This is a genomic window from Bradyrhizobium amphicarpaeae (assembly GCF_002266435.3).
In the GTDB taxonomy this organism is placed as follows: Bacteria; Pseudomonadota; Alphaproteobacteria; order Rhizobiales; family Xanthobacteraceae; genus Bradyrhizobium; species Bradyrhizobium amphicarpaeae.
Map to the genome: position 1 here is coordinate 1,679,126 of NZ_CP029426.2, position 23,316 is coordinate 1,702,441.

The window sequence follows — 23,316 nt, forward strand, 5'->3', positions numbered from 1 at the left end:
AGACGTGAGTCGCGCCCGATGTCGGATATCTCCTCCGCCCCCCTCGAACTGCCGAATCCGCCGCCACTGACAGTGCGCTCGCCTGGCAGTCGCGTGCCGCTGTCCCACGCGCAGGAAGGGCTATGGTTCCTTGAACAGCTCGGGCTCGTCGGCGCTGCTTACAACATGCCCTGGATGCTGAAACTCGAAGGGACGCTGGATGCTGCGGCCCTGGAGCAGAGTTTCGGAGATGTGGTGCGACGTCACGAAAGCCTCCGCACCAGGTTCGAGACAGTGGACGGTCGCGGGTTTCAGGTGGTCGACCAAGCCGGAGCCTTCCACCTCGACACGGTCGATCTTTCCACGCTTGGAGACGACGAGCGGCGGGCGGAGACCGGACGTTTGATGTCGGAGGATGGACGGCGCTTGTTCGACTTGTCGGCCGGGCCGCTATTCCGCGTCACACTACTTCGATTGAGCAAGAACCAGCATATCGTGCTCGTCAACATGCATCACATCATATCGGATGCCTGGTCGATTGGCGTGATGTTTGCCGAGATTACAGCGCTGTATGCAGCCCGGGTGGCGAGACAAGTATCGCCTCTCGAGAGCTTGCCGGTTCAATACGCGGATTACGCGCTTTGGCAACGCGAATGGCTTGGTGGCGAAGTGCAGACGCGGCAGTTGGAATACTGGAAGCGGCAGCTTGCGGGCGCGCCGCAGGCACTGGCGCTGCCGACCTATCGCGCGCGGCCACAGATACAGAGTTTTCGAGGTGCAAGCCGCGGCTTTAGCCTGACGCCACAGCTTTCATCGGACCTGCGCGGTCTCGCGCGTCGAGAGAAGGCGACACCTTATATGGTGTTCTTGGCGGCATTTTCGGTGCTGCTGGTGCGCTATAGCGGGCAACGAGATATCCTCATTGGCTCTCCCTTCGCCGGTCGTGGGCTTCCGGAGCTGGAGGCCATGGTCGGTTGCTTCGTGAACATGCTCGTCATGCGCACGGATGTGTCTGACGATCCCAGCTTCCGCGATTTGCTGCAGCGCGTGAAGGAAACGACACTTTCCGCTTATGAGAACCAGGATGTGCCGCTCGAAAAAGTAGTGGAGGCACTGCAGCCTCATCGTGATTTGTCCCGCCTGCCGCTGTTCCAGGTCGCCTTGATCCTGCTGAACGTCCCCCCGGCGCAGCTGGATCTTCCAGGGCTGCGAGTGAGTCAGGTTGCCACGGAGCACGTCACGACAAGGTTCGACCTGTCATTGACCTTGTACGAGACCTCCTCCGGCGTACGCGGATGGTTCGAGTATGCGTCGGACTTGTTCGATGACGATACCATCGTACGTATCGTGGGACACTTCGGGAATTTGTTGAGCGCAATCGTTGCCGGTCCCGACGTGCGCGTCTCGGAGCTTAAGCTCCTGAATGCGCGCGAGCACAGTCATCTGATCACCGAGTGGAACGCAACAGCGGCGGACTACCCTGCTGAGAAGTGCGTCGGCGAGTTGTTTGTGGAGCAGGTGGGGCGCACACCGCATGCGGTTGCAGTCGTTGGCGAAGCGAACCAGCTGACGTATCGTGAGCTGAACATGCGATCGAACCGCCTCGCGCACCATCTGCGCGGACTTGGCGTCAAGCCGGATGATCGCGTGGCGATTTGCGCCCAGCGCGGTGTCGAGATGTTGGTTGCTCTGCTCGCGGTGCTCAAGGCGGGTGGGGCTTACGTCCCGATGGATCCGACCTTTCCGATCAGGCGTTTGGCGGACATGCTGGCAGACTGTGCGCCCCGCGCAATACTGTCGGATGCGGAGACTATGCGAATCCTGGCGGGCCATACGGGAGACCTCCCGCTGATTGATCTCGCCAATGAGGCGCTTTGGACGAATGGTCCCGAGCGCAATATTTCCCCCGCCGCGATCGGACTGCGACCGGAAAGTCTCGCCTATGTCATCTACACGTCAGGTTCCACCGGACGGCCCAAAGGCGTCATGGTCGAGCATCGGTCGCTGGTGAATCTCCTGACATCGATGAGTGAGCTCGTCGGTATGAATCCGGCTGATCGCCTGCTGTCGGTGACCACCGTAGCGTTCGATATCGCGGGCCTCGAGTTGCTGATGCCGTTGCTTGTCGGCGCCAGAGTTGTCATCGCCGACCGTAAGACGAGCAGCGATCCACGACGGATGATGGATCTGCTGCTGCGGGAGCAGATCACGGTCTTGCAGGCAACTCCCGCGAGCTGGCGGGCCCTGATCGAGAGCGGTTGGGTGGGAGAGCCCCGTCTCCGCGCGCTGTGTGGCGGCGAGGCCTTGACGGCCGATCTTGCCGACCAATTGCTTCGGCGAACCTCGGCATGCTGGAACGTTTATGGACCTACCGAGACAACAATTTGGTCGTCGGCTCACGCGATCAAGCAGCCGGCGCATCCGTCGACCGTCGTCCCGATCGGCCGACCCATCTCGAACACGAGGATCTATGTCCTCGACGAACACCGTGCTCCTGTCCCGATCGGAGTCGTCGGAGAGATTTATATCGCCGGCACGGGGGTGGCGCGCGGTTATCTTAATCGCCCCGAGTTGACCGGGGAGCGGTTTGTCACCGAGCCTTTCGCGACCGACCCTGACGCGCGGATGTATCGGACCGGCGACTTGGGGCGGTTGTTGCCAGAGGGAAGTATCGAGTATCTCGGACGAAACGATTTTCAGGTGAAGCTGCGGGGCTATCGCATTGAACTTGGTGAAATCGAGGCAGCATTGATGGGCCATGCGTCGGTACGGCAGGCGGTGGTCGTCGCGCGCGAAGATCGCGCCGATGATCCTCGCCTGGTGGCCTATGTGGTGGAAAACCGCGGGACATCCGTAAAGCGGCACAGAGAGCGCGAGAGCCGTCCGCGAGCGATGGGCACGTTGTCGGACGACTTACGAACTCATCTCCAGCGGCACTTGCCGGACTATATGGTGCCGTCAACCTTTGTTGTGCTCGATGCGCTGCCGCTGACCCTCAACGGGAAACTGGACCGGAGCAGCTTGCCCGCGCCGTCAGGCCATTCGCGTACATCCCGCGCCTACGAGCCCCCGCGCGGCAAGCTGGAGACGATGTTGGCGCAGACTTGGAGCGAGTTCCTGGAGATCGATCGCGTCGGACGTGACGACAATTTTTTCGAGCTTGGCGGCCACTCGCTCTTGGCCGTGCGTGTCGTCAATGAATTGAGTCGTCGTGGCACCGAGATCTCACTGGCCAAGCTGTTCGCAAGCCCGACAATAGCGCTGCTCGTAGGCGAGGAGGCTGGCTCCGATGGCCGCACCAGCGACGGCGCTGCAATTACTCTTCGTGCAGAAGGAAGTGGCGCTCCGCTATTCCTCGCGCCGGATCTCTTTAATCAGATGATCTATGGTCCGATCCTCACCCGACACCTTCGCGGCGGTTTTCCTGTGTATGGTTTGACAATAGGCCAAGTAGCGGCGGCATCGGCACGCACGATCGAGGCGATCGCGAGGGGCTTGGTCCGGACAATACGGTCCATTCACCCGTGCGGGCCGTACCGCCTGGCAGGCTGGTCGTTCGGCGGAATACTGGCCTACGAGATCGCAAGGCAGCTCGTCGATGAAAGCGAGACTGTGCAGTTCTTGGGATTGATCGACGCGCCGTACGGGCGGCCGAGATCCCCGTCGAAGACGTCAGACGTCGTATTCCTGCGGAACTACATTGGCAGCCGGACGGGTGGCCGAATGCATCGGTCCGACTTTCGCTCGATGGTTCTAGAATGTCGTGAGAAGGCTTTGTTGCCCTGGTCATCTACGGAAGAAGACGTACGCCACATGATTGCGCAGTCGCGGACACGCGAGCGCGCGGGCAGCCAATACGTTGGGGCGGCTATTCCGATCGCTCTCCAACTTTTCACGGCGGCGGAAAATCCTCTGGATGACCGGCTCTATGGTTGGGATCGAGTCGTTCAGGCGCCCCGGATCCACAAGACCGTTGTTCAGGGTACGCATCATTCGATGCTGCAGAGCCCTTACGTAGCGTCGCTAGGTAAGGTGTTTTCGGACGCTATTTTGCTGCCGGCGGGATAGAGATGTCGGCTTTCGCCGCCTGCTCGAACTGTTTCACTCGCACCAAGCACCACCAGCCGCGATCGCTAAGGGGCGGGCCATGGACCTCAAATAGGCCAAGACCGGCCAAAAGATGATGCGCTATCGAGGGCGCTGTGACACGGGATCTCAACGCGGCCGATGACTTTGGACCATGTCCCCCGGCGTCGTGTGGCGAGCGGCGCGGTGGGAAGAACCACACTCGTTCTGTTGTGCCTGATCTTCTCGACGTCCAGCACTTTTCGGTCTCCTATTTCCCTGTTTGCAGCCTGCTATCTGAACGATTAGGAAACCGCCCCTTTCGATGCCTAACCTAAGGCAAACAGGGCTTCTATTTCCCTTGGCGGCATCCAGAACCGGCCAGATATGCCTGTTCTTCGGCAAAATCTTCGAAAAATTCCCTGTTCCCAACGATGGACGCCTGGCCTTCTTGGGAAGCACTGTTTTTCCGGCCTAGTCCATCTGGGGGCGGCGCGCCCGGCCGGCTTTAACCTATCGCTTGTCGCGACCGTCCCGTGCGCGCACCGTTCTTGCGGCTGCCATCGCGCGTTCGTGCGCAGCACCATTCCGTCGCGATTAAGCACCAAGGCGGGTTGTCGAACCTGGTCCAGGACGTCCGTCATCGAGGTCAGCGCGACCCTTCCAATCGCTGTCGCCAGCGTCGCGGTCAGGCGCGGCGCCAATTGGGCCAACCGTTGCTTGTCGCGTGCCTCGAATGTGCCTTCGCGGCCGGTTCGTTGGAGCGTCAACGCCCACGCCGCGCTGTCTGCCCAGAAGCCGATGCCCGCGAATCAGCGGTAGCCGGATGGAAACAGCAGCTCGTTGTACATGGGATCGGCGCAAATCTGCTCTGGGCTCATCACACCGAGGTCGGTCACGACCTCACCGTCCATCATCCGCGGAAAACCCTTGGCGCGCGGGTCCCGCAAATGCCAGTTATTCCCGAAATGGAATCGGTCGCTTCGGCGATCGATTCCGTGCGCGGAACGTCCGGGAGCATGATGTCGCTCTGGAGTATGGCCGCTGACGCTCCGACCGCCCTGCAGATGTCATCCATGATGGCGCGCCGCACATTCGGGTTTACGGCGGCTTCGCCAAGCCGATCGATGATCTTCGACCATCATGGCTGTCTATTCTATTGGGTCCTCGAGAGCAGTCCCCCTCCGCCGAGCCCAAGACAATCGTTACAGCCGGCGAGCCGCCCTTGTATGTCTTGCAGCAGCCCCGCCACCGAACCTGGGGCTCTCAAACGCGCTTCCCGGCCCGGAATGCTCCGCAAGGAGGCGGTCGAAGCAAGCCGTCTTGCCTATTTCTCCTGAAAAATTGCCATCGACTAAAGTCTAACGGGATAAGTCCCGGCAGAGGAGGCATCACCGGGTCCCAAATGACCCATTCGGGTCATGCGTCCGGATGAGCCGGCGCTATTCCATGGCGAGGTTTACCTCGTGAATCGAACGAGATGGCAAGTGGACGGCCGACCCTTCGCAACTGCACCACTTCGCTCTCACCCTGCTTAAGGTTAGCAACTCTGCTGTCTTGACGCAGCGACGTAACAGTGGAAACAATTTGCAATTGTCAGAAAAGTTCTTTCGACGGCTGGGAATATCGACTTCGAGAATTCGGGCGACGCCGAGCAACGACGCAAGGCGTCGAACAATAACAAGATCACGTCATTTCAAACTCGCGCCGTTGGGCTGACGGCGAAACTTGAAAAAAATCAAGAAGGTTAAGGGAGGGGGCTCGCCATGAGCGACCGCATGATGCCACGCGTCGCGTCGATATCGCGTTCCGCTTTCGACGATTGAACATCTCTCCATTTGCACGACGCGAAGCCGCTGCCGCGCGCTCGCGAACAATACCCATTGCCCATCGAGAAAGATGAACCGCCATGATCATCAACGGCACCAATGCAAACGATCAGATCGCTGGCACCAGCTCGGCCGACGTCATCAATGCGAAGAATGGCGACGATACCGTAGGCGCCGGAGCGGGCAATGATCTCATTCAGGGCGGCAACGGCAACGACAACATCAATGCCGGCGCGGGCAACGACATCATCGACGCCGGCAATGGCAATGACACGGTGGACGGCGGCACCGGTAACGACATCATTCTCGGCGGCAGCGGCAACGATACGCTGCTCGGTGGAGCGGGCAACGACCTGATCTCCGGCGACAACGGCGACGATATCATCGACGGCGGCGCCGGTACCGACATCGTCAGCGGCGGCAACGGAAACGACATTCTGGTGTACCGCGTTTCGGAAAACGTGGGCTCTGTCGATGTCTACGATGGCGGCAAGGGCCAGGACACGCTCCGTCTTGTCGTTACGCAAGAGTTCGCGAATTCGGCCTCGTTCAGGTCCGATCTCGCCGCCATCCAGGCACTCGTCGCTCGCTATGGTAGCGCAAACTACGCGTTCAGGAGCTTCGACCTGGCCGTGGTCTCGATCGAAAAGATCGAGGTCGTCATCGAGGGCTCGACCAATCATGCGCCGGTCGCAGTCGCGGATATCGCCTCCGTCAAGGAGGACGTGACGACGGTTGCGAGCGGCAATCTGCTCGCAAACGACACGGACGTCGATGCCGGCGATACCCACATCGTGTCGGCTATGGCGGGGGGCACGGATAACGGCACCACGATCACCGTCGTCGGCAGCTATGGAACGCTGGTGGTAACCAAGGCGACCGGCGCCTACACCTACACGCTCAACAATGCCGGCGCGTCCGTGCAAGCGCTCGCCGAAGGCCAGCAGGTGGCCGAGCAGTTCACCTACACGAATGCCGACAACCACGGAGGAACGGGCTCGTCGACGCTCACGGTGACCGTCACCGGCAGCAACGACCCGGCCACGATCGCGGTGTCCGGGAGCCAGGATGTCTCGGTGACCGAGGCCGGCACCGTGGCCGGCGATCCCAGCGCGTCGGGCCAGCTTGCGGTGCACGACGTCGACAACGGCCAAGGCCATTTCGCAGTCCCGGCCTCGCTGGCAGGAACCTACGGCGATTTCACTTTCAATGCGGCGACGGGCGCCTGGACCTACACGCTCGATCCCGCGAAGTCGAATCCGCTCACCGCAGGGCAGCAGGTCACCGACACCCTGACGGTCACTTCAGCCGACGGCACCGCCAGCCACAATATCGTGGTGAACATCACGGGTACCAACGATGCGGCCGTGATCGGCAATCTCGGTCAGCACGACGTCACCGAGGACGGCGTCCTGACGGCGTCCGGCACGCTGTCGATCAGCGATGTCGACTTGAATCAGAATTCGTTCCAGACAATCGTCGCATCGACTGGCAATCTCGGGACGCTGACGATCGGCACCAACGGTGCCTACAGCTATTCGGTCGCCAACAACCTCGTTCAATATTTGGGCCAGGGCGAGACCCGCGACGAGACCTTCACCGTCAAGGCCGTGGACGGCACGGCGAAGAACGTGACGTTCACGATCCATGGCGTCAACGATGCCGCCGCCATTGGCGATCCAAGCCAGCACGATGTCACCGAGGACGGCCAGCTGACGGCATCCGGCCAACTGACCATCAGCGACGCAGACCAGAACCAGGGCGCGTTCCAGGCCGGCCAGATCACGTCATCCGGGAATCTCGGCACCGTGACGCTGCAGGCCGACGGCCAGTACACCTATTCGGTCGGCAATGCGGCCGTTCAGTATCTCGGCGCCAACGACGTCAAGACGGAGACGTTCACGGTCAGCTCTGTCGACGGCACGACCAAGAACATCAGCTTCAATATCCATGGCGCCCAGGATGCGCCAAATCTCAGCGTTCAGGACTCCTCGGGTCAGGCCGATCAGAACATCACGCTGCACATCGCAGCGAGCAAGATCGACCTGAGCAGCACCTTGTCGGTGAAGATCGAGGGCGTGCCGTCGAGCTTCACGGTCCAGAATGGCGCAACGGTCGGCGATGGCACCTGGCTGGTGACGGGCGACTCGATCCAGAACGTCGTCCTGATCCCGAACCAAGCAGTCGGCAACCCCGCTCCGTTCACCCTGCACGTCACCGCCATCTCCGATGACGGTGTTCATCAGGCCGTGAGCACGGGCTCCCTTCAACTGACCGTGACGTCCGGTGCCAACGAGATCAACGCGCTGGATATCGACGGCTATATCGGCGGCGCGACCGTATTTGCTGATGCCAACAACAACGGAATACTTGACGAAGGCGAGGCGCACACGACGACGCGGGCTGACGGCAGCTTTACGCTGGCGGGTGGATCCGGTCCGCTCGTGAGTATCGGCGGCGTCGATATCTCGACGGGGCTGCAGGTCGCCGGCTTCCTGAGGGCGCCGGAGGGCTCCACGGTCATCACTCCGCTGACGACGTTGATCGCCGCGCTGGTCGACAGCACGGCAAATGACGAGCACCCGCTGACGGCGGATCAGGCCATGAGCGCCGTGGCGGCCGCCTTCAATCTCGATCTCACCGGAGGCGTCGACCTGAGGTCGTTCGACCCGGTGCCCGATGCGGTAAACAACGATGCCACCGCGACCGCGATACTCGCGGCAGCCATCCAGGTGCAAAGCACCGTCGCCCAGGTGTCGGCCGTCGGCGTGGAGACGGGCGCGGTCATTACATCCATTGCGAGCGCAATTACGGCGTCTCAGAGCGGCCCCGGCGCGCCCGTCTTCGATCTGGCCTCTTCGGATACGGTTCAGAGCGTCGTCACATCCTCCGGCGTCGATGCAGCGGCCGCCGCGACGGTGATCGAGGTCGTTGCTGCTGCCAACGACAGCATTCAGTCGGCCACGAACGTCACTGAATTGGCACAGGCCGGTCAGGTCGCTCAAGGCGCGGCGGCCGACCAACTCGCTGCGACCGATTTTTCGGATCAACAATCGATCAATCAGCTTACGGACCGTTTTGTCGACAATCTCGACACTGAGGTTACGAATGCCGTGCTGACGCCGGTTGGGAACGCCTTGTTCGGCTCGCTCGGCGACGACGTGCTTTCGGGCGGAGGCGGCAACGATCTGATCGACGGCCAGGATGGTAATGACCGCATCAGCGGTGGCGACGGAAACGACATCCTCTTCGGCGGGGCCGGCAAGGACTATCTCGGCGGCGGATCAGGCGACGATATTCTCGACGGTGGCCCGGGCTTCGACCGCGCCATCTACACCGACGCCACCGGCGGCGTCACGATCAACCTCGCGGCCGGAACGGCGTCCGGCGCTGGCGTGGGGACGGACACCCTCGTCAACATCGAAGCAGCCGTTGGCAGCGACTTTGCCGACACATTCAACGGGGCTGGCTTCACCGGCGATGCTCGGGTCCCGGGTAGCCCTGTCGGCTACAACGAGTTTGAAGGCAGGGGCGGCGACGACACCATCATCAGCAACACCAACAGCCAGGGCGCTGAGCTGACGCGCGTCTCCTATGTCAGCGCCACCGGCGCGGTCACGGTGGATCTCGCCGCCGGCTACGCACAGGGCGATGCGTCGGTGGGCCACGACACGCTCGTCGGGTCCGGCTTCAACGGCGTCTGGGGCTCCGCGTTTAGCGACACGATACTGGGCAGCAACAACCCGATGTTCACCGCAGAGGTGTACTCGGGCTTTGCGGGCAACGACTACATCGACGGTCGCGGTGGCTACGACCGCGTGGACTACAACGTCGATTCGAACACCACGACGGGAATTACGGTCAATCTCGCCGCCGGTTCTGTCACCGGCGATTCGACCGTCGGAACCGATACGTTGCGCGGGATCGAGGCAATCCGAGGCACCAACTTCGCCGATACCTACAATGCCGCCGGCTTTGGCTCTGGCAGCGTCAATGCCGGCTCGAACGGAACGTTCAACGAGTTCACCGGCAATGGCGGCGACGACTTGATCACCGGCAACGGCTTCACGCGGCTCGGTTTCAACAACGCGACGGGCGGAGTCCAGGTCGATTTCGTCACCGGCATTGCCACCGGCGATTCATCGGTCGGAACCGATCATTTCACCGGCGTCAACGCTGTCCAGGCCTCGATGTTCGACGACACGCTGCTGGGCGGGGCGACCAACGACACCTTCACCGGCCTTGCCGGCAACGACTATATTGACGGCCGCGCCGGCTTCGACGTCTCGTCCTACAACAACATCTTCTTCACCACGGGAAGCATCACCGTCAATATGGCGGCCGGCATCGTCACCGGAGACGCCTCGAACGGCACGGATACGCTTCGCTCGATCGAGGGCATTCAGGGCACCAACTTCCAAGATACCTACGATGCGACCGGTTATGGGGTGACGGGTGCGAATGTCGGCAATAGCGGGACCTTCAACCAGTTCGAAGGGCTGGGCGGTGATGACGTCATCACCGGGAACGGCAACACGCGCCTGATTTTCGCCAACGCGACCGGAGGGGTGACCATCAATCTCGCGGGCGGCACCGCCACCGGCGACGGCTCGACCGGTCACGACACATTCACCGGCGTCAACAGCGCCCTCGGCAGCAACTTTGCCGACATCTTCGACGCAACCGGATTCTCCGGTCCGAGCGGGACCTCGTTCCAGGGGCAAGGGGGCGACGACCAGATCACGGGCAACGGCGCGACGCAGATCCAGTACAACAACGCCACTGCCGGCGTGACCGTCAACCTCACTGCTGGCACGGCCGACGGCGACGGTTCGGTCGGCCACGACACCATCACGGGCGGCGTGTTCAACGTCCTGGGCTCCAATTTCAACGACACCATCATCGGCAGCGTCAGCAACGACGCTCTCTCCGGTAACCTCGGGAACGACATCCTGGATGGTCGCGCCGGCAACGATTTTCTCAGTGGCGGCGCTGGTGCGGACACCTTTGTCTATGCGAGCGGCGGCGGTTTCGACACGGTGCAGGACTTCGTCCACGGCCAGAACGACAAGATCGATCTGACCGGGGTCTATGGCATCTACAGCCTTCTGGATGTGCAAGCGCATGCCGTGCAAAGCGGCCCCAACGCGATCATCACATTTGGCTCCGGTGACAGCCTCACGCTTCAGAACGTCAATCTGGGCAGCCTGGCGGCGAGCGATTTCCTGTTCGGCACGCCGGCCGCGCCGATCGTCGGCGACGACAACGCCAATACTCTCGTCGGAACGGCCAACGCCGAATCTATCAGCGGTCTCGGCGGCAACGACCGCCTCCAGGGCCTCGGCGGTAGCGATCTGCTGGACGGCGGCCTCGGTTTCGACCGCGCCATCTATACCGATGCGGCCGGCGGCGTCTCCATCAACCTGACAGCCGGCACGGCGTCGGGACCAGGGGTCGGCACGGATACGCTCGTCAACATCGAGGGCGCGGTCGGCAGTAATTTTGCAGACACGTTCAACGCGGCTGGATTCATCGGCGACAGCGGCATTCCCGGTGCAGCGGTTGGCCTTGCCGAGTTCGAGGGCAGGGGCGGTGACGACGTCATCACCGGTTCGATCAATGCATCCGGCGAGATTCTTGGACGCGTGTCGTATCTCAGCGCCACGGCGGCCGTGACCGTCGATATCGCTGCAGGAACCGCTGATGGCGATGCCTCGGTCGGGCACGATACGTTCAGCGCGGTCAATGCCATCGTCGGCTCCGCCTATGCCGACACCTTGCTCGGAAGCGATAATCCAAATGGAACTTACGAGCAATACGATGCCCGCGGCGGCAATGATCTGATCGACGGCCGCGGCGGCTACGATTTTGCGTCCTATAATAACGACCTGACGACGACATCGGGCATTACGGTCAACCTCGCTGCCGGCATTGTCACGGGTGATAGCTCGGTCGGTACCGACACGTTGCGTTCGGTCGAGGCCGTGCGCGGCACCAATTTCGCCGACACCTACAGCGCCGCCGGTTTCAGCGGCGCGAGCACCAATGCCGGCTCGTTCGGCACTTTCAATAATTTCGAAGGTATGGGCGGCGACGATACGATCAGCGGAAATGGCGCGACCCGGATTCAGTACACCCTGGCGCTCGACGGCGTGACGGTCGATCTTGCCCTGGGAACGGCTCAGGGTACCGCGGCCGGCGACATCGCGCAGGTCGGCACCGATCATTTCACCGGTGTCAATGCGGTGATGGGATCGCTGTTTGGCGACGTCATCAACGGAAGCAGTGCCAGCGAAGTCTTTATGGGGCTCGCCGGAAACGATCAGATCGACGGTGGCGCCGGGTTCGACACCGCTCAATACAGCAACCTGACCTTCGTCACGGGGGGTGTCAGCGTCAATATGGCGAGCGGCACGGTCACCGGCGATGCCTCGACGGGGACCGATAGTCTGCGTTCGATCGAGGGCGTTCAGGGCACAATATTTGCCGATACCTATGATGCGACAGGCTTTGGTCAGGCTGGCGCACTCAACGTCGGCAACAACGGCACTTCCAACAATTTCGAAGGCCTTGGCGGCGATGATGTCGTAACCGGCAATGGCAGCACGAGGCTAATCTACGGCAGCGCTACGGGGGGTGTGACCATCAGCATGAGTGCCGGCACGGTCACGGGTGATGTGTCCGTCGGCCACGATAGCTTCACCAACGTCAACGCCGTCAACGGCAGCAATTTCGCCGATCTTTACGACGCGACCGGATTCGTCGGCCCGAACAACAATTTCAATATATTCCAGGGCCTGGGTGGCAACGATCAGATCATCGGCAATGGCAACACTCAAATTCAGTATGGTAATGCCACCACCTCGGGCGTGACGGTCAATTTGGCGGCGGGCACCGCGAGCGGTGACGGTAGCGTCGGCCATGACACCTTCACCGGCGTCAACCAGGTTGTCGGCAGCAACTTTGCCGACGTTTACGACGCAACCGGCTTCAACAGCGTCTACGGAACGTTCAACAACTTCATGGGCGGTGCCGGCAACGACATCATCACCGGCAACGGCGATACGCAGATCACATTCGGCAATCCGACAAGTGGTGTTGTCGTCAACCTTGGGGCAGGAACCGTCGACGGCGATGCGTCGGTGGGGCATGACACGATCACGGGCGGCGTCAGGGCCGTTCAGGGCACGATATTCAATGACATCCTCACCAGTGGCGATGGCGACAACACCCTGTTCGGCAATGCCGGCAGCGATGTCCTCGATGGCGGTGCCGGGAACGACTATCTGAGCGGCGGTACCGGTGCCGATACCTTCATCTACGCGACCGGCGATGGTGCGGATTATGTCCAGGACTTCCTCCATAGCGATGGTGACAAGATCGATCTGACCGGCGTCAACGGAGTGTTCAGCCTTGCCGACGTGCAGGCTCACGCGACGCAAATTGGTTCAGACACGAGCCTCGACTTCGGGGGCGGCAATACGCTGTATTTGCAGAACGTCAATCTCGGCAGTCTCACCGCGAGCGACTTCGTGTTCGGGACGCCAATCGTGGGAGACGACAATCCCAATACGCTGGTCGGTACGTCACACAACGACACGATCGTTGCCCTCGGAGGTAACGACATGCTCGAGGGCGGCGACGGGCTCGACCTTCTCGACGGTGGATCTGGCTTCGACCGGGCGATCTATGCCGCGGCAACGGGCGGCATCATCGCCAACCTCGCCGCTGGCACCGCCTCGGGGGCGGGCGTCGGAACGGACACGCTCGTCAACATCGAGGGGGTGATCGGCAGCGATTTTGCCGATACGTTCAACGCGGCCGGCTTCGTCGGCTCGACCGGCCTGCCCGGCGTCGCCACCGGCCAGAGCGAGTTCGAAGGGCGCGGCGGCAACGACATCGTCGTCGGCAACATCAACGCCCTGGGGCAGGTCGTGACCCGGATGTCCTATCTGGGAGCAACCAGCGCGGTGACTGCGGACATCGGAGCAGGCACCGCGGATGGCGATGCCTCCGTCGGCCACGACACCTTCTCCAATGTCTCGACGATCTGGGGCTCGGCCTATAACGACACGATCTACGGCAGCGACAATGCGTCCTTCACTTACGAGACCTATGAAGGTCGCGGCGGTGACGATTATATCGACGGCCGTGGCGGCTACGACCAGGTCACCTACAATTCAGACACGACGACCACGTCGGGCATTTACGTTCACCTCGCCGCGGGCACGGTGAACGGCGATGCGACTGTCGGCACCGACACGATACGCAGCGTCGAGGCCGCGCGCGGCACCAACTTCGACGACACGTTCGACGCGACCGGGTTTGGTCAGGTCGGGGCGACCAATGTCGGTTCCTCCGGAACCTTCAACGACTTCGCCGGCGCCGGCGGCAACGACACCATCATCGGCAACGGCTCCACCCGACTGAACTACCAGATTGCGGCCGCGAGCGTCAGCGTCGACCTCGAGACCAGCGTGGTCGGGACCACCAATGCGGTCACGGTCTCCGGCAGCGCCACGGGCGCTACGGAGGGCACCGACACCTTCACCGGCGTCAATGCGGTGCAGGGCTCGACATTCTCCGACACCCTGCTCGGGAGCAGCTTCAACAACAACTTCACCGGCCTCGGCGGCGACGACTATATCGACGGCCGCGGCGGCTTCGACACCGCGATCTACAACAGCCTCAGCACGGTCACGAGTGGTGTCACCGTCGACATGGCGGCGGGCACAGCGACTGGTGATGCGTCGATCGGAACGGATACGCTGCGCTCGGTCGAAGGCATTCAGGGCACCGGCTACGCCGACACTTATGTGGCGACGGGCTTTGGCGGCGCGAGCGCCAACGCCGGCTCGTTCGGCAATTTCAACCAGTTCGAGGGCCTGGGCGGTGACGACCAGATCACCGGCAACAATAACACGCGACTGATCTACTCGAATGCCACGGGCGGCGTCACTGTCAACCTGAACGCGGGCTCGGTCACGGGCAACGCCTCGGTCGGACACGACAGCTTCACCGGCGTCAACAGCGCCTATGGCAGCAATTATGCCGACACTTACGACGCGACAGGCTTCATTGGGTTCAATTCCTTCCAGGGTCAGGGCGGCAACGACCTCATCACCGGCAACGGCAGCACGCAGCTGATGTTCGCCAACGCGACCTCTGGCGTGATCGTCAATCTCGCGAACGGCACTGTGGACGGCGACGGCTCGGTAGGCCACGACACCATTACGGGAGGCGTGACCAACGTTTCGGGCTCGAACTTCGACGACACCATCACCGGTTCCAACGGCAATGACCAACTGTTCGGCAACAGCGGCAACGACCTGCTCAGCGGCGGTGCCGGCAACGATAGCCTGAACGGCGGCACTGGCGCTGACACCTTCGTCTATGCCACCGGCGGCGGCGCCGACACCATCGTCGACTTCCTGCAGGCGGACGCCGACAAGATCGATCTCACGGGGGTTCCTGGTGTCTCGAGCCTTGCCGACATTCAGGCACTTGCGACCCAACAGGGGTCGAACACGGTCATCGACTTCGGCAATGGCGACACCCTCACGCTGCTGAACGTGACGTTGTCGAACCTCACGGCTGCCGACTTCGTCCTCGGGCAGGGCGTGCATCTCGTCGGCGACGCCAACGCAAATACGCTGGTCGGCACCGCTTACGCGGACAATCTGAGCGGCCTTGCGGGCAACGATCGCCTCAAGGGCCTCGACGGCAATGATCTGCTCGATGGCGGTCTCGGCTTCGACCGCGCCGACTATGTCGCGGCAACCGGAGGCATTACTGCAAATCTCGCGGCAGGCTCCGTGACTGGTCCGGGCGCCGGCACCGACACGCTGGTGAACATCGAAGCCATCGTCGGCAGCGACTATGCCGACACGTTCAACGCGACCGGCTTTACTGGCGATACCGGCATCGCCGGCACTAATGTGGGCTTCAACGAGTTCGAAGGCCGCGGCGGTAACGACAGCATCACGAGCGCGACCAACAGCCTGGGTGCGCTCCCGACGCGCATCTCCTACTCCAGCGCAACGGCCAGCGTGACCGTCGATCTGACGGCCCATTCGGCGGTCGGAGACGGCTCGGTCGGCACCGACACCCTGGTGGGTTCGGGCTTCGGAGGCGTTGTCGGCTCAGGGTTTGCCGACCAACTGCTCGGCAGCACCAACGGCCCCGGCACCGTGGAAATCTTCGAAGGTCGAGCCGGCGACGACTTCATCGACGGCCGAGGCGGCTTCGACCGGGCGGACTATGCGCTCGATCCGGCCGCGGTCGGCGGCATCAACGTTCAGCTGGCCGTGGGTACCGTAACGGGCGATGCCACGACGGTCGGCACAGACACGCTGAAATCGGTCGAATCCGTGCGCGGCTCGAACGCCGCAGACGTCTTCAATGCCGGCGGCTTCAGCCAACTCAGCCAAAATGCAGGTTCCAACGGGACCTTCAACGAATTCATCGGCATGGGAGGCAATGACAGCATCACCGGCAACGGCAACACCCGCGTTTCCTTCACCAACGCAACTGGCGCGGTGGTCGTTGATCTGCTGGCCGGCACCGCAAGCGGCGATGCATCCACGGGCAACGATACGTTCAGCGGCGTCAACGCCGTGATGGCGTCGATGTACAACGACATCATCCGCGGCAGCAATATCACCACGGCGACTGAGACGTTCACCGGCCTTGCCGGCGACGATTTCATCGACGGCCGCGGTGGCTTCGACGTCGTCAGCTACAACAACATCTACTTCTCCACCGGCCCTGTCACCATCGACTTCACGGCAGGCACCGCGACCGGAGACGCCTCGATCGGCAACGATACGCTCCGCGGGATCGAGGGGGCCCAGGGCACCACCTTCAACGACGTCTTCACGGCCACGAATTTCGGCGCCGTCGGCTTCCAGAACGGCGCGACCAACAACGTCGGCAACAACGGCAATTTCAACCAATTCGAAGGCCTGGCCGGCAACGATACGATCTCCGGCAACGGCAACACCCGAATCATCTATTCCAGCGCGACCGATGCCGTGACCGTCAACCTGCAGGCCGGCACAGCAACCGGCGGCAGCTCGATCGGGACCGACACCTATGTGGGCGTCAACAGTGCGACGGGCAGCAATCTGGACGACACTTACAATGCCACCGGCTTCACTGGTGTCACCTCGGCCGGATCGTTCGGCACCTTCAACCTGTTCGAAGGCCTGCTCGGCAACGACACCATCACAGGTAACGGCAATACAAGGGTCTCCTATTCGCAGGCGAGCGGGGGCGGTGTGTCCGTCGACCTTTCGACTGGACATGTGAGCGGGGCGGCGGGTGCCGACGTCATCACGGGCGGCGTCAACAGCGTCCAGGGTTCGAACCAGGTCGACCTCTTGGTCGGCAGCTCGAACAATGAGTTCTTCTTCGGCGGCGGCAGTGGCGACACCATCAACGCCGGCGGCGGCAATGACGGAATCACCGGCCAGGGCGGCGATGACGCCATCGACGGCGGCGCCGGTACCGACATGGCGATCTTCTCGGGTGCGCAAGCGCAATACAACGTCACGACGTCAGGGACAATTCAGGTTCAAGACACGGTCGCGAATCGCGACGGCACCGACACGCTGAGCAACGTCGAAGTTCTGCAGTTTAGCGATGGCATCCTGTTGCAATCGTCGGGGACGCTGGGGAGCCCGATCGATCTCTCGACGCAGCAATTCTCCAACTCGGCGCCCGTGTTCGGAACGGCCGGGGACGATTATCTTCGCGTCGGATCCAACATCTTCGGGCACGCGCTCAATCTGGGTGCGGGGACGGGCGATACCGTCCTGCTCAACGGCACCTTCGGCAACGGTTACACGCTCAATCTCACGGGTGTCGAAAACCTGATCGGTACCGGCAGCGACGAATTCGTCAACCTCGTCACGACCGCGAGCGGATTGGTCGTCGACCTCGGCGGCGGCAATGATCAGCTCAATCTCGCGGGCGGGGCCAACTCGCTCAGCCTGATTGGCGTCGAGTCAATCGCCGGATCCGATTTCGGTGCGACACCCGGCGTCAACGACGTTCTCACGTTGTCGACGACGGTCACGGGTCTGAACATCAGTCTCGGCAACGGCGACAACTCGATGTACCTCGCTGCCGGCGCGAACTCGTTCGTGAATATCTATGATGTCAACCACGTGCACGGAACCGCGAGCGACGATATCTTGACGGTCACCGGTGCGATCGCGGCTGCCAACGGCGTCGCGATCGACCTCGGCGATGGCGAGGACACGATCGCCCTCAACGGAAGCTACGCTGCGTTCGCCGCGATCGGCGTCGAGCACATCAGCGGCAATTCAGGGGACAATTCGCTCAGCCTGACGAATAACGTCAATGGTATCGCCATCGACATGGGCGGCGGAAACGATTTTGTGTCTCTCGCCAATGGCGTCAATTCACTCAGCATAAGCGGCGTGGAAAATCTCAACGGCAGCGACTTTACAGGGAATCTCAATCCGTCGGACGATACGGTCACGCTTCTCAATACCGTCTCCGGAGTGACGGTTAATCTCGGTGACGGTACCGCCAACGTGTTGAACCTTGCAGCAGGTAGCAATTCATTCGACAATCTCTTTAACGTGAACCTGATCCACGGTAGCGCATCTGACGACGTTCTGACGCTGAATGCCAACCCCGCCAATGTGATCGATCTCGGTGACGGAAACGACACGTTGAACTTCAACGCGAACGTTTACGACATCACGATAACCGACGTCGAAAACGTCAATCTGGCCGCGAATTTCGACAGGATCACGATCGGCAACACGTCAGGTAGCACGACCATCACTGCGGGCGCGGGCGCGGACGAGATCTTCGCCAGCGCGGGCCATGACAACTTCCGCTTCGTCAGCACCGCAGATTCAGCCGCCGGTGCTGCCGATACCATTCACAATTTCGACGCCGGCAATGACAGCTTCACGTTCTCGGGTATCAGCGTCGCGGGCGGTCACATCGAGTACGTGGATGGGGCAGCCTTGCTAGGCGGCAACCAGGCTTCGGCCCATCTTCAGAATTTCGGACCGGGCAACGATCTACTTCAGATCGATATCAATGGCGATGGAACGAGCGATATGGATGTGAGCCTGCAGAATGCGACGGGCACTCTGCACAACGGCAACTTCCTTCTGAGCTGAGGGGGCACCGGATTCGGGGCAAGCGTCGGCGGTCCCGCCGTTTGTCTCCGGAGCCGTCGTCCTGGCAATCGCCGCTGGGCTTTAAGACGTGCACCTTGACGGCTGGATCGCGTCTGGCTGGCTTCCAATCCGCGGGAAGCCATCGAAGCAATCTGCGTGCGCGCCCAAGCAAAAACCGCCGGCACCGGCTATCCGGCAAATCGGCGGTCCGTGATCGAAGTTGCCCGGGTCGAAGGCGGCTGGCTTCTCAGGAGGCTGCTAGCGAGGCGCTCCCGCGCTCACCGAGCGTACCAATAACCCCACCAGCGCTGGGACACCGGACGCGCCTGCGCCTTCATGGCGGCGACTTCCTCGACGGAACGAAGCTGCGGGCCGTAGATTGCGGGCGGATAGACGTCATCCCAAAGCACGACCCCGGTTTGCGCGTAGGCCGCGCGCTGATGTGCCGGAGCAAGCGCCAGCTCGGCGGCCGGGGCTACGGATGCTGTCAAGGCGAGTCCGAGAGCGGGCAGGGCAATGGATCGAATAAGAGCGCGAACGGTCATAGGATTGAATCCCTCGTAATATGAGATGCGAAATAATGCGACGGGCCCCGAATGGTTGCAAGGGATGGATTGGCCGGTCGGCCCGAAATTTCCTGTTCGTTGGGAGGCGCGCCAGGTCCATCCAATGGCAGCAGGTTTGGACGGACCGTGGTCGCGAGGGAATCTCTCTATATATAGAGTGACTCTCATAGACGGATGTTGATCGCCGCGGCCGATGAGGGGAAGGCTTTGCTGCATGCACGTGAGAAGTCAGGCATGAACAATCTTTCGGCGCCCGGAGTCGACAAGAACCATGATGTCGACACACTGCTCACTCTTGATGAAGCGACGACTATCCAGGGCTATCCCCATGACTTCTGCATTCTTCTCCGCTTTCATCTTCAGCGCCGGCCTCATCTTGGGCTACGTGCTGCGTGCTTGGCGCGTCCAACGAAGCGCTGCGAATTCATCCTGCGGCTCGCGCCGAATGGACGAGCCGACCTCGCCGTTCGGCCACGCTCGACGCGCCTTTTAGGCAACGCTCGACGAACTGGCGGATCTCATTGACACGAATGGGCATGACGAGATGAGTGAACCCAAGAAGGACGCGCCGCGACGCTACATCGTCGATGGCGCCGGACAACGCGTGCTTGTCGGGCTGACGATCTCGGAGACGGTCGAGTTCGAAGCGCTGGATAATCCAGGCTCCCGCCCTGGCGCCGACTTGCTTGTCGAGGCGCGCCGTGTCCGCCAGGACGGACATCAGGACGGACATGGGAAGCGTTGGCTGGAGCTTTACGTCAAGCACGAACGAGCCTGGAACGATTGGATGGCCGAAACCCGTGCGCGGCCGGAACAGCCGCACTTGTTCAACTAGATCCTGCCGAGGTCGATGCCATCCTGGTCGCGAGACGGCTTCGACCGGCCGATGGGCAAGCCGCCGCGACCAAGTCTCCACCTCACACCGCGAGCATACGGCTGCCCTGGATGCTCATCAAGGTGAGGTTGCCGGTCGCATAGGCGCCGGTGTCGATGTTGACGCGGTTCGCCATGAATTCGGCACTGCGGACCGGCGTGTGGCCATGCACGATATACTTGCCGAACTGCTCCTCGCTGCGCAGGAACTCGTCGCGAATCCAGAGCAGATCGCGCTCCGTCTGCTGGGCCAATGGAATGCCGGGGCGAACGCCGGCGTGGGCGAAGAAGAAGTCTCCGCAACTGAAGCTCAGCCGCAGATTGTCGAGGAATTCCAGGTGCTCGGTGGGCATCGCCCGAATCAAATTGCGCATGATCGATGCCGGCTCGTCGCGCCTCAGGTCCGGCGGCGCAAGCCCGTAGGACATCAGCGTCTGGGTCCCGCCGACGGCAATCCAATCCTCGAACAGTGAAGGGTCTTCGAACACATTCACCAGAAATGCCTCGTGATTCCCTTTGAGGAAAACCGCGTTGCCCCGGCGGCTTCGTTCGATCAGGACGTCGAGGGTGGATCGCGTATCCGGGCCGCGATCGATGTAATCGCCCATGAAGACCTCGATCGCGTAGCGCGGCCGGCTGCAGGCAACGTCGGCGTCGATCACGCGCAACATCGGCTGGAGCAGATGCGCGCATCCGTGAATGTCGGAGATCGCATAGATGCGAACCCCCTCCGGCAATTGCGGTTTGGGAACAGGCGGGCGGGGTCGGGCGAGAGACATCATGGTGCTCAATCGATCGGGTGGTCGAAAAATTTCCCCAAGTCGCCGGCACCGGAGAGCTTCCATCCAACACAGACAACGTGAGGTCGGTGGAGAGCGCCCTCGTTGTCCGGCTCGATCACGCCAAAAGAAGGGCGGCAGTTTTTGCCGACCTTGTCATACGATTGCGGTGCGAACGAATGGTCCTTAGGAATTGCATCGCTCAAGGCGAGAGCGCGGCAAAGATGCATGCCGGGGCGCGATTCTGCATTTCGCGCGCAAATAGAAGATCATCGGAATGCCCGCAAATGACTGGCCGTCGGCCGCCGAAGGACTGCATCGCCTGAAAGTTGAGCGATGAGTGGCTCACACGACGGCAAAGCATCGCGACGGGCGGCGGAACTTGAGTCAAAATAGGGCAGCGCGTTCGCTCGTGTGTCGGCACTGTGACGGCATTTTCAGCGCGCCCAATTTCGCTTCGCTATTCAACACGCAGCATCATTCGTGCGTCGCAAAAGTTTTGCGTGCAGCGCCACAATGTCGCTGCGATCACGCAACACGTTCTGCGCGGGGAAGTGACGAGTCTTCAGCATCACGATGAGCGTCAGACACTCTCTCTATAGGCAGAGGTTCGAATGGCTGTTGCAACTTATGGTTCTGAAAACGCTCACGCGCTGTCGTCGACGCGAGGTGGCGCTCTTCAGAGGCCATTTCAGATCGTCGTCATGGCTGCTGACTTTCTGCTGATCTTGTTGAGCTATGCCGCCGGGGCTTCGCTGTACGGCGCGGCCGTCGCTTCGCCCGCCGACGGCGCTCCGGTGGGAGCGGGATTATTCGTCGGCGTGGTGTTCGTCGCAGTCGCCTATTTCCGGGACGTCTATGCCACGCACAGGCTGCTCAATATCGTCTGGCAGCTTCGAAAGGCGGTGTTTATCTGGCTGACGTCGTTGACGATCCTTGCCGTTGCGGCCTTTTTGCTGAAATCAACCGACAACCTGTCCCGCGGCGCCGTCATCGTGTTCGCCGTGATCGGCGGACTTGGCTTGGTCAGCCTCCGCTTCGTCTGGCAGGCGGTGTTCGGCACGAGCTTTGCGAGGAGCCGGCTGGTCGATCGCAAGGTGATCCTGCTCAGCCTCAAGCCGCTCGACTTCACCTCCAGCCGCTTCAAGGACCTGCGGAGAAACGGCTTCGACGTCATGCGCCATTTCGTGCTCGGCGACGACCGGGATGGCGGCCATTGGGAGCGGCAAATTCGCGATGTGATCCGTCAGTCGCGCTCAGCCGACGTCGATGAATATTTGCTTGCGATCGACTGGGACGAATTGCCGATGCTCCGCAAGCTCGGGCCCTATCTGCGCGCGGTCCCACAGCCGATACGCCTGCTGCCGGACGATCCGGTCGCCGATCTGGTGGCTCGTCCCTTCCTGCCGGTCAGCGGAACCGTCGCGGTCGAGATCCAGAGGCCGCCTCTCACCATCCTCGAGCGATTGCAGAAGCGCTGCCTCGATGTCGGCGTGGCTCTGTTCGCGCTGGTGATCCTGACGCCGCTGCTGCTCACCGTTGCCGTGCTGATCAAGCTTGATTCCCCGGGGGCGGTCATATTTCGCCAGTCGCGCCGCGGCTTCAATGGCAGGCCGTTCGAGATCTGGAAGTTCCGCAGCATGACTGTTTGCGAGAACGGCGAGACGATTGCCCAGGCGACCAAGCAGGATGCCCGCGTCACCAAGATCGGGCGCTTCCTTCGCATGACGAGCATCGACGAATTGCCGCAGCTCTGGAACGTGCTGCGCGGGGACATGTCGCTGGTCGGGCCGCGTCCGCACGCGCTGGCCCACGACAATTATTACGATGAACTCATCAGCAAGTACGTTTACCGGCACCACATGAAGCCGGGCCTGACGGGCTGGGCCCAGGTGAACGGCTTCAGGGGGGAAACGCCGACGATCGATCTGATGGAGAAGCGGGTCGAGTATGATGTCTGGTACGTCAGCAACTGGAGCATCTGGCTCGACCTGAAGATCATGGTCCGGACAGCGTCCGCCGTGATGTTCCAGGAAGCTTACTAGTCGTTCAGCTCACG

General features: G+C 61.7%; 7 protein-coding genes. 4 read left to right on the forward strand and 3 right to left on the reverse strand.

The features are described from left to right. The first annotated feature begins 18 nt into the window (after nt 1–18). Nucleotides 19–4,047 (forward strand): non-ribosomal peptide synthetase, encoded by a 4,029-nt coding sequence (locus CIT40_RS08095; protein ID WP_094892786.1) that lies wholly within the window; start codon nt 19–21, stop codon nt 4,045–4,047. Nucleotides 4,048–4,856: 809 nt separating this feature from the next. Here CIT40_RS08095 and CIT40_RS08100 read toward each other — a convergent pair. After that, nucleotides 4,857–4,994 carry a hypothetical protein gene (locus tag CIT40_RS08100; RefSeq protein ID WP_155525989.1) on the reverse strand — a complete coding sequence of 46 codons (138 nt, stop codon included), beginning with the start codon at nt 4,992–4,994 and terminating at the stop codon, nt 4,857–4,859. Nucleotides 4,995–5,953: 959 nt separating this feature from the next. Between CIT40_RS08100 and CIT40_RS08105 the strand changes: the two genes are divergently transcribed. After that, nucleotides 5,954–19,039, forward strand: a complete 13,086-nt coding sequence (locus CIT40_RS08105) for a beta strand repeat-containing protein (protein WP_155525990.1) — start codon at nt 5,954–5,956, stop codon at nt 19,037–19,039. Nucleotides 19,040–19,317: 278 nt separating this feature from the next. Here the strand turns inward: CIT40_RS08105 and CIT40_RS08110 are convergent, their stop codons facing one another. Then, nucleotides 19,318–19,530, reverse strand: coding sequence for a hypothetical protein (locus CIT40_RS08110; protein WP_244611939.1), 213 nt, complete (start codon nt 19,528–19,530; stop codon nt 19,318–19,320). A gap of 619 nt (nt 19,531–20,149) precedes the next feature. On the opposite strand from CIT40_RS08110, the gene CIT40_RS08115 reads away from it, so the two are divergent. Then, nucleotides 20,150–20,440 carry a hypothetical protein gene (locus tag CIT40_RS08115; protein WP_094892782.1) on the forward strand — a complete coding sequence of 97 codons (291 nt, stop codon included), beginning with the start codon at nt 20,150–20,152 and terminating at the stop codon, nt 20,438–20,440. An 82-nt stretch (nt 20,441–20,522) separates the two neighbouring features. Here the strand turns inward: CIT40_RS08115 and CIT40_RS08120 are convergent, their stop codons facing one another. Beyond that, a complete protein-coding gene (locus CIT40_RS08120) occupies nt 20,523–21,260 on the reverse strand; it encodes a metallophosphoesterase family protein (protein ID WP_094892781.1) in 738 nt (245 codons plus the stop codon). 611 nt (nt 21,261–21,871) lie between these two features. Between CIT40_RS08120 and CIT40_RS08125 the strand changes: the two genes are divergently transcribed. Next, entirely contained in the window at nt 21,872–23,302 is a 1,431-nt protein-coding gene (locus CIT40_RS08125) for an undecaprenyl-phosphate glucose phosphotransferase (RefSeq protein WP_094892780.1), read from the forward strand. Nucleotides 23,303–23,316: the final 14 nt, after the last annotated feature.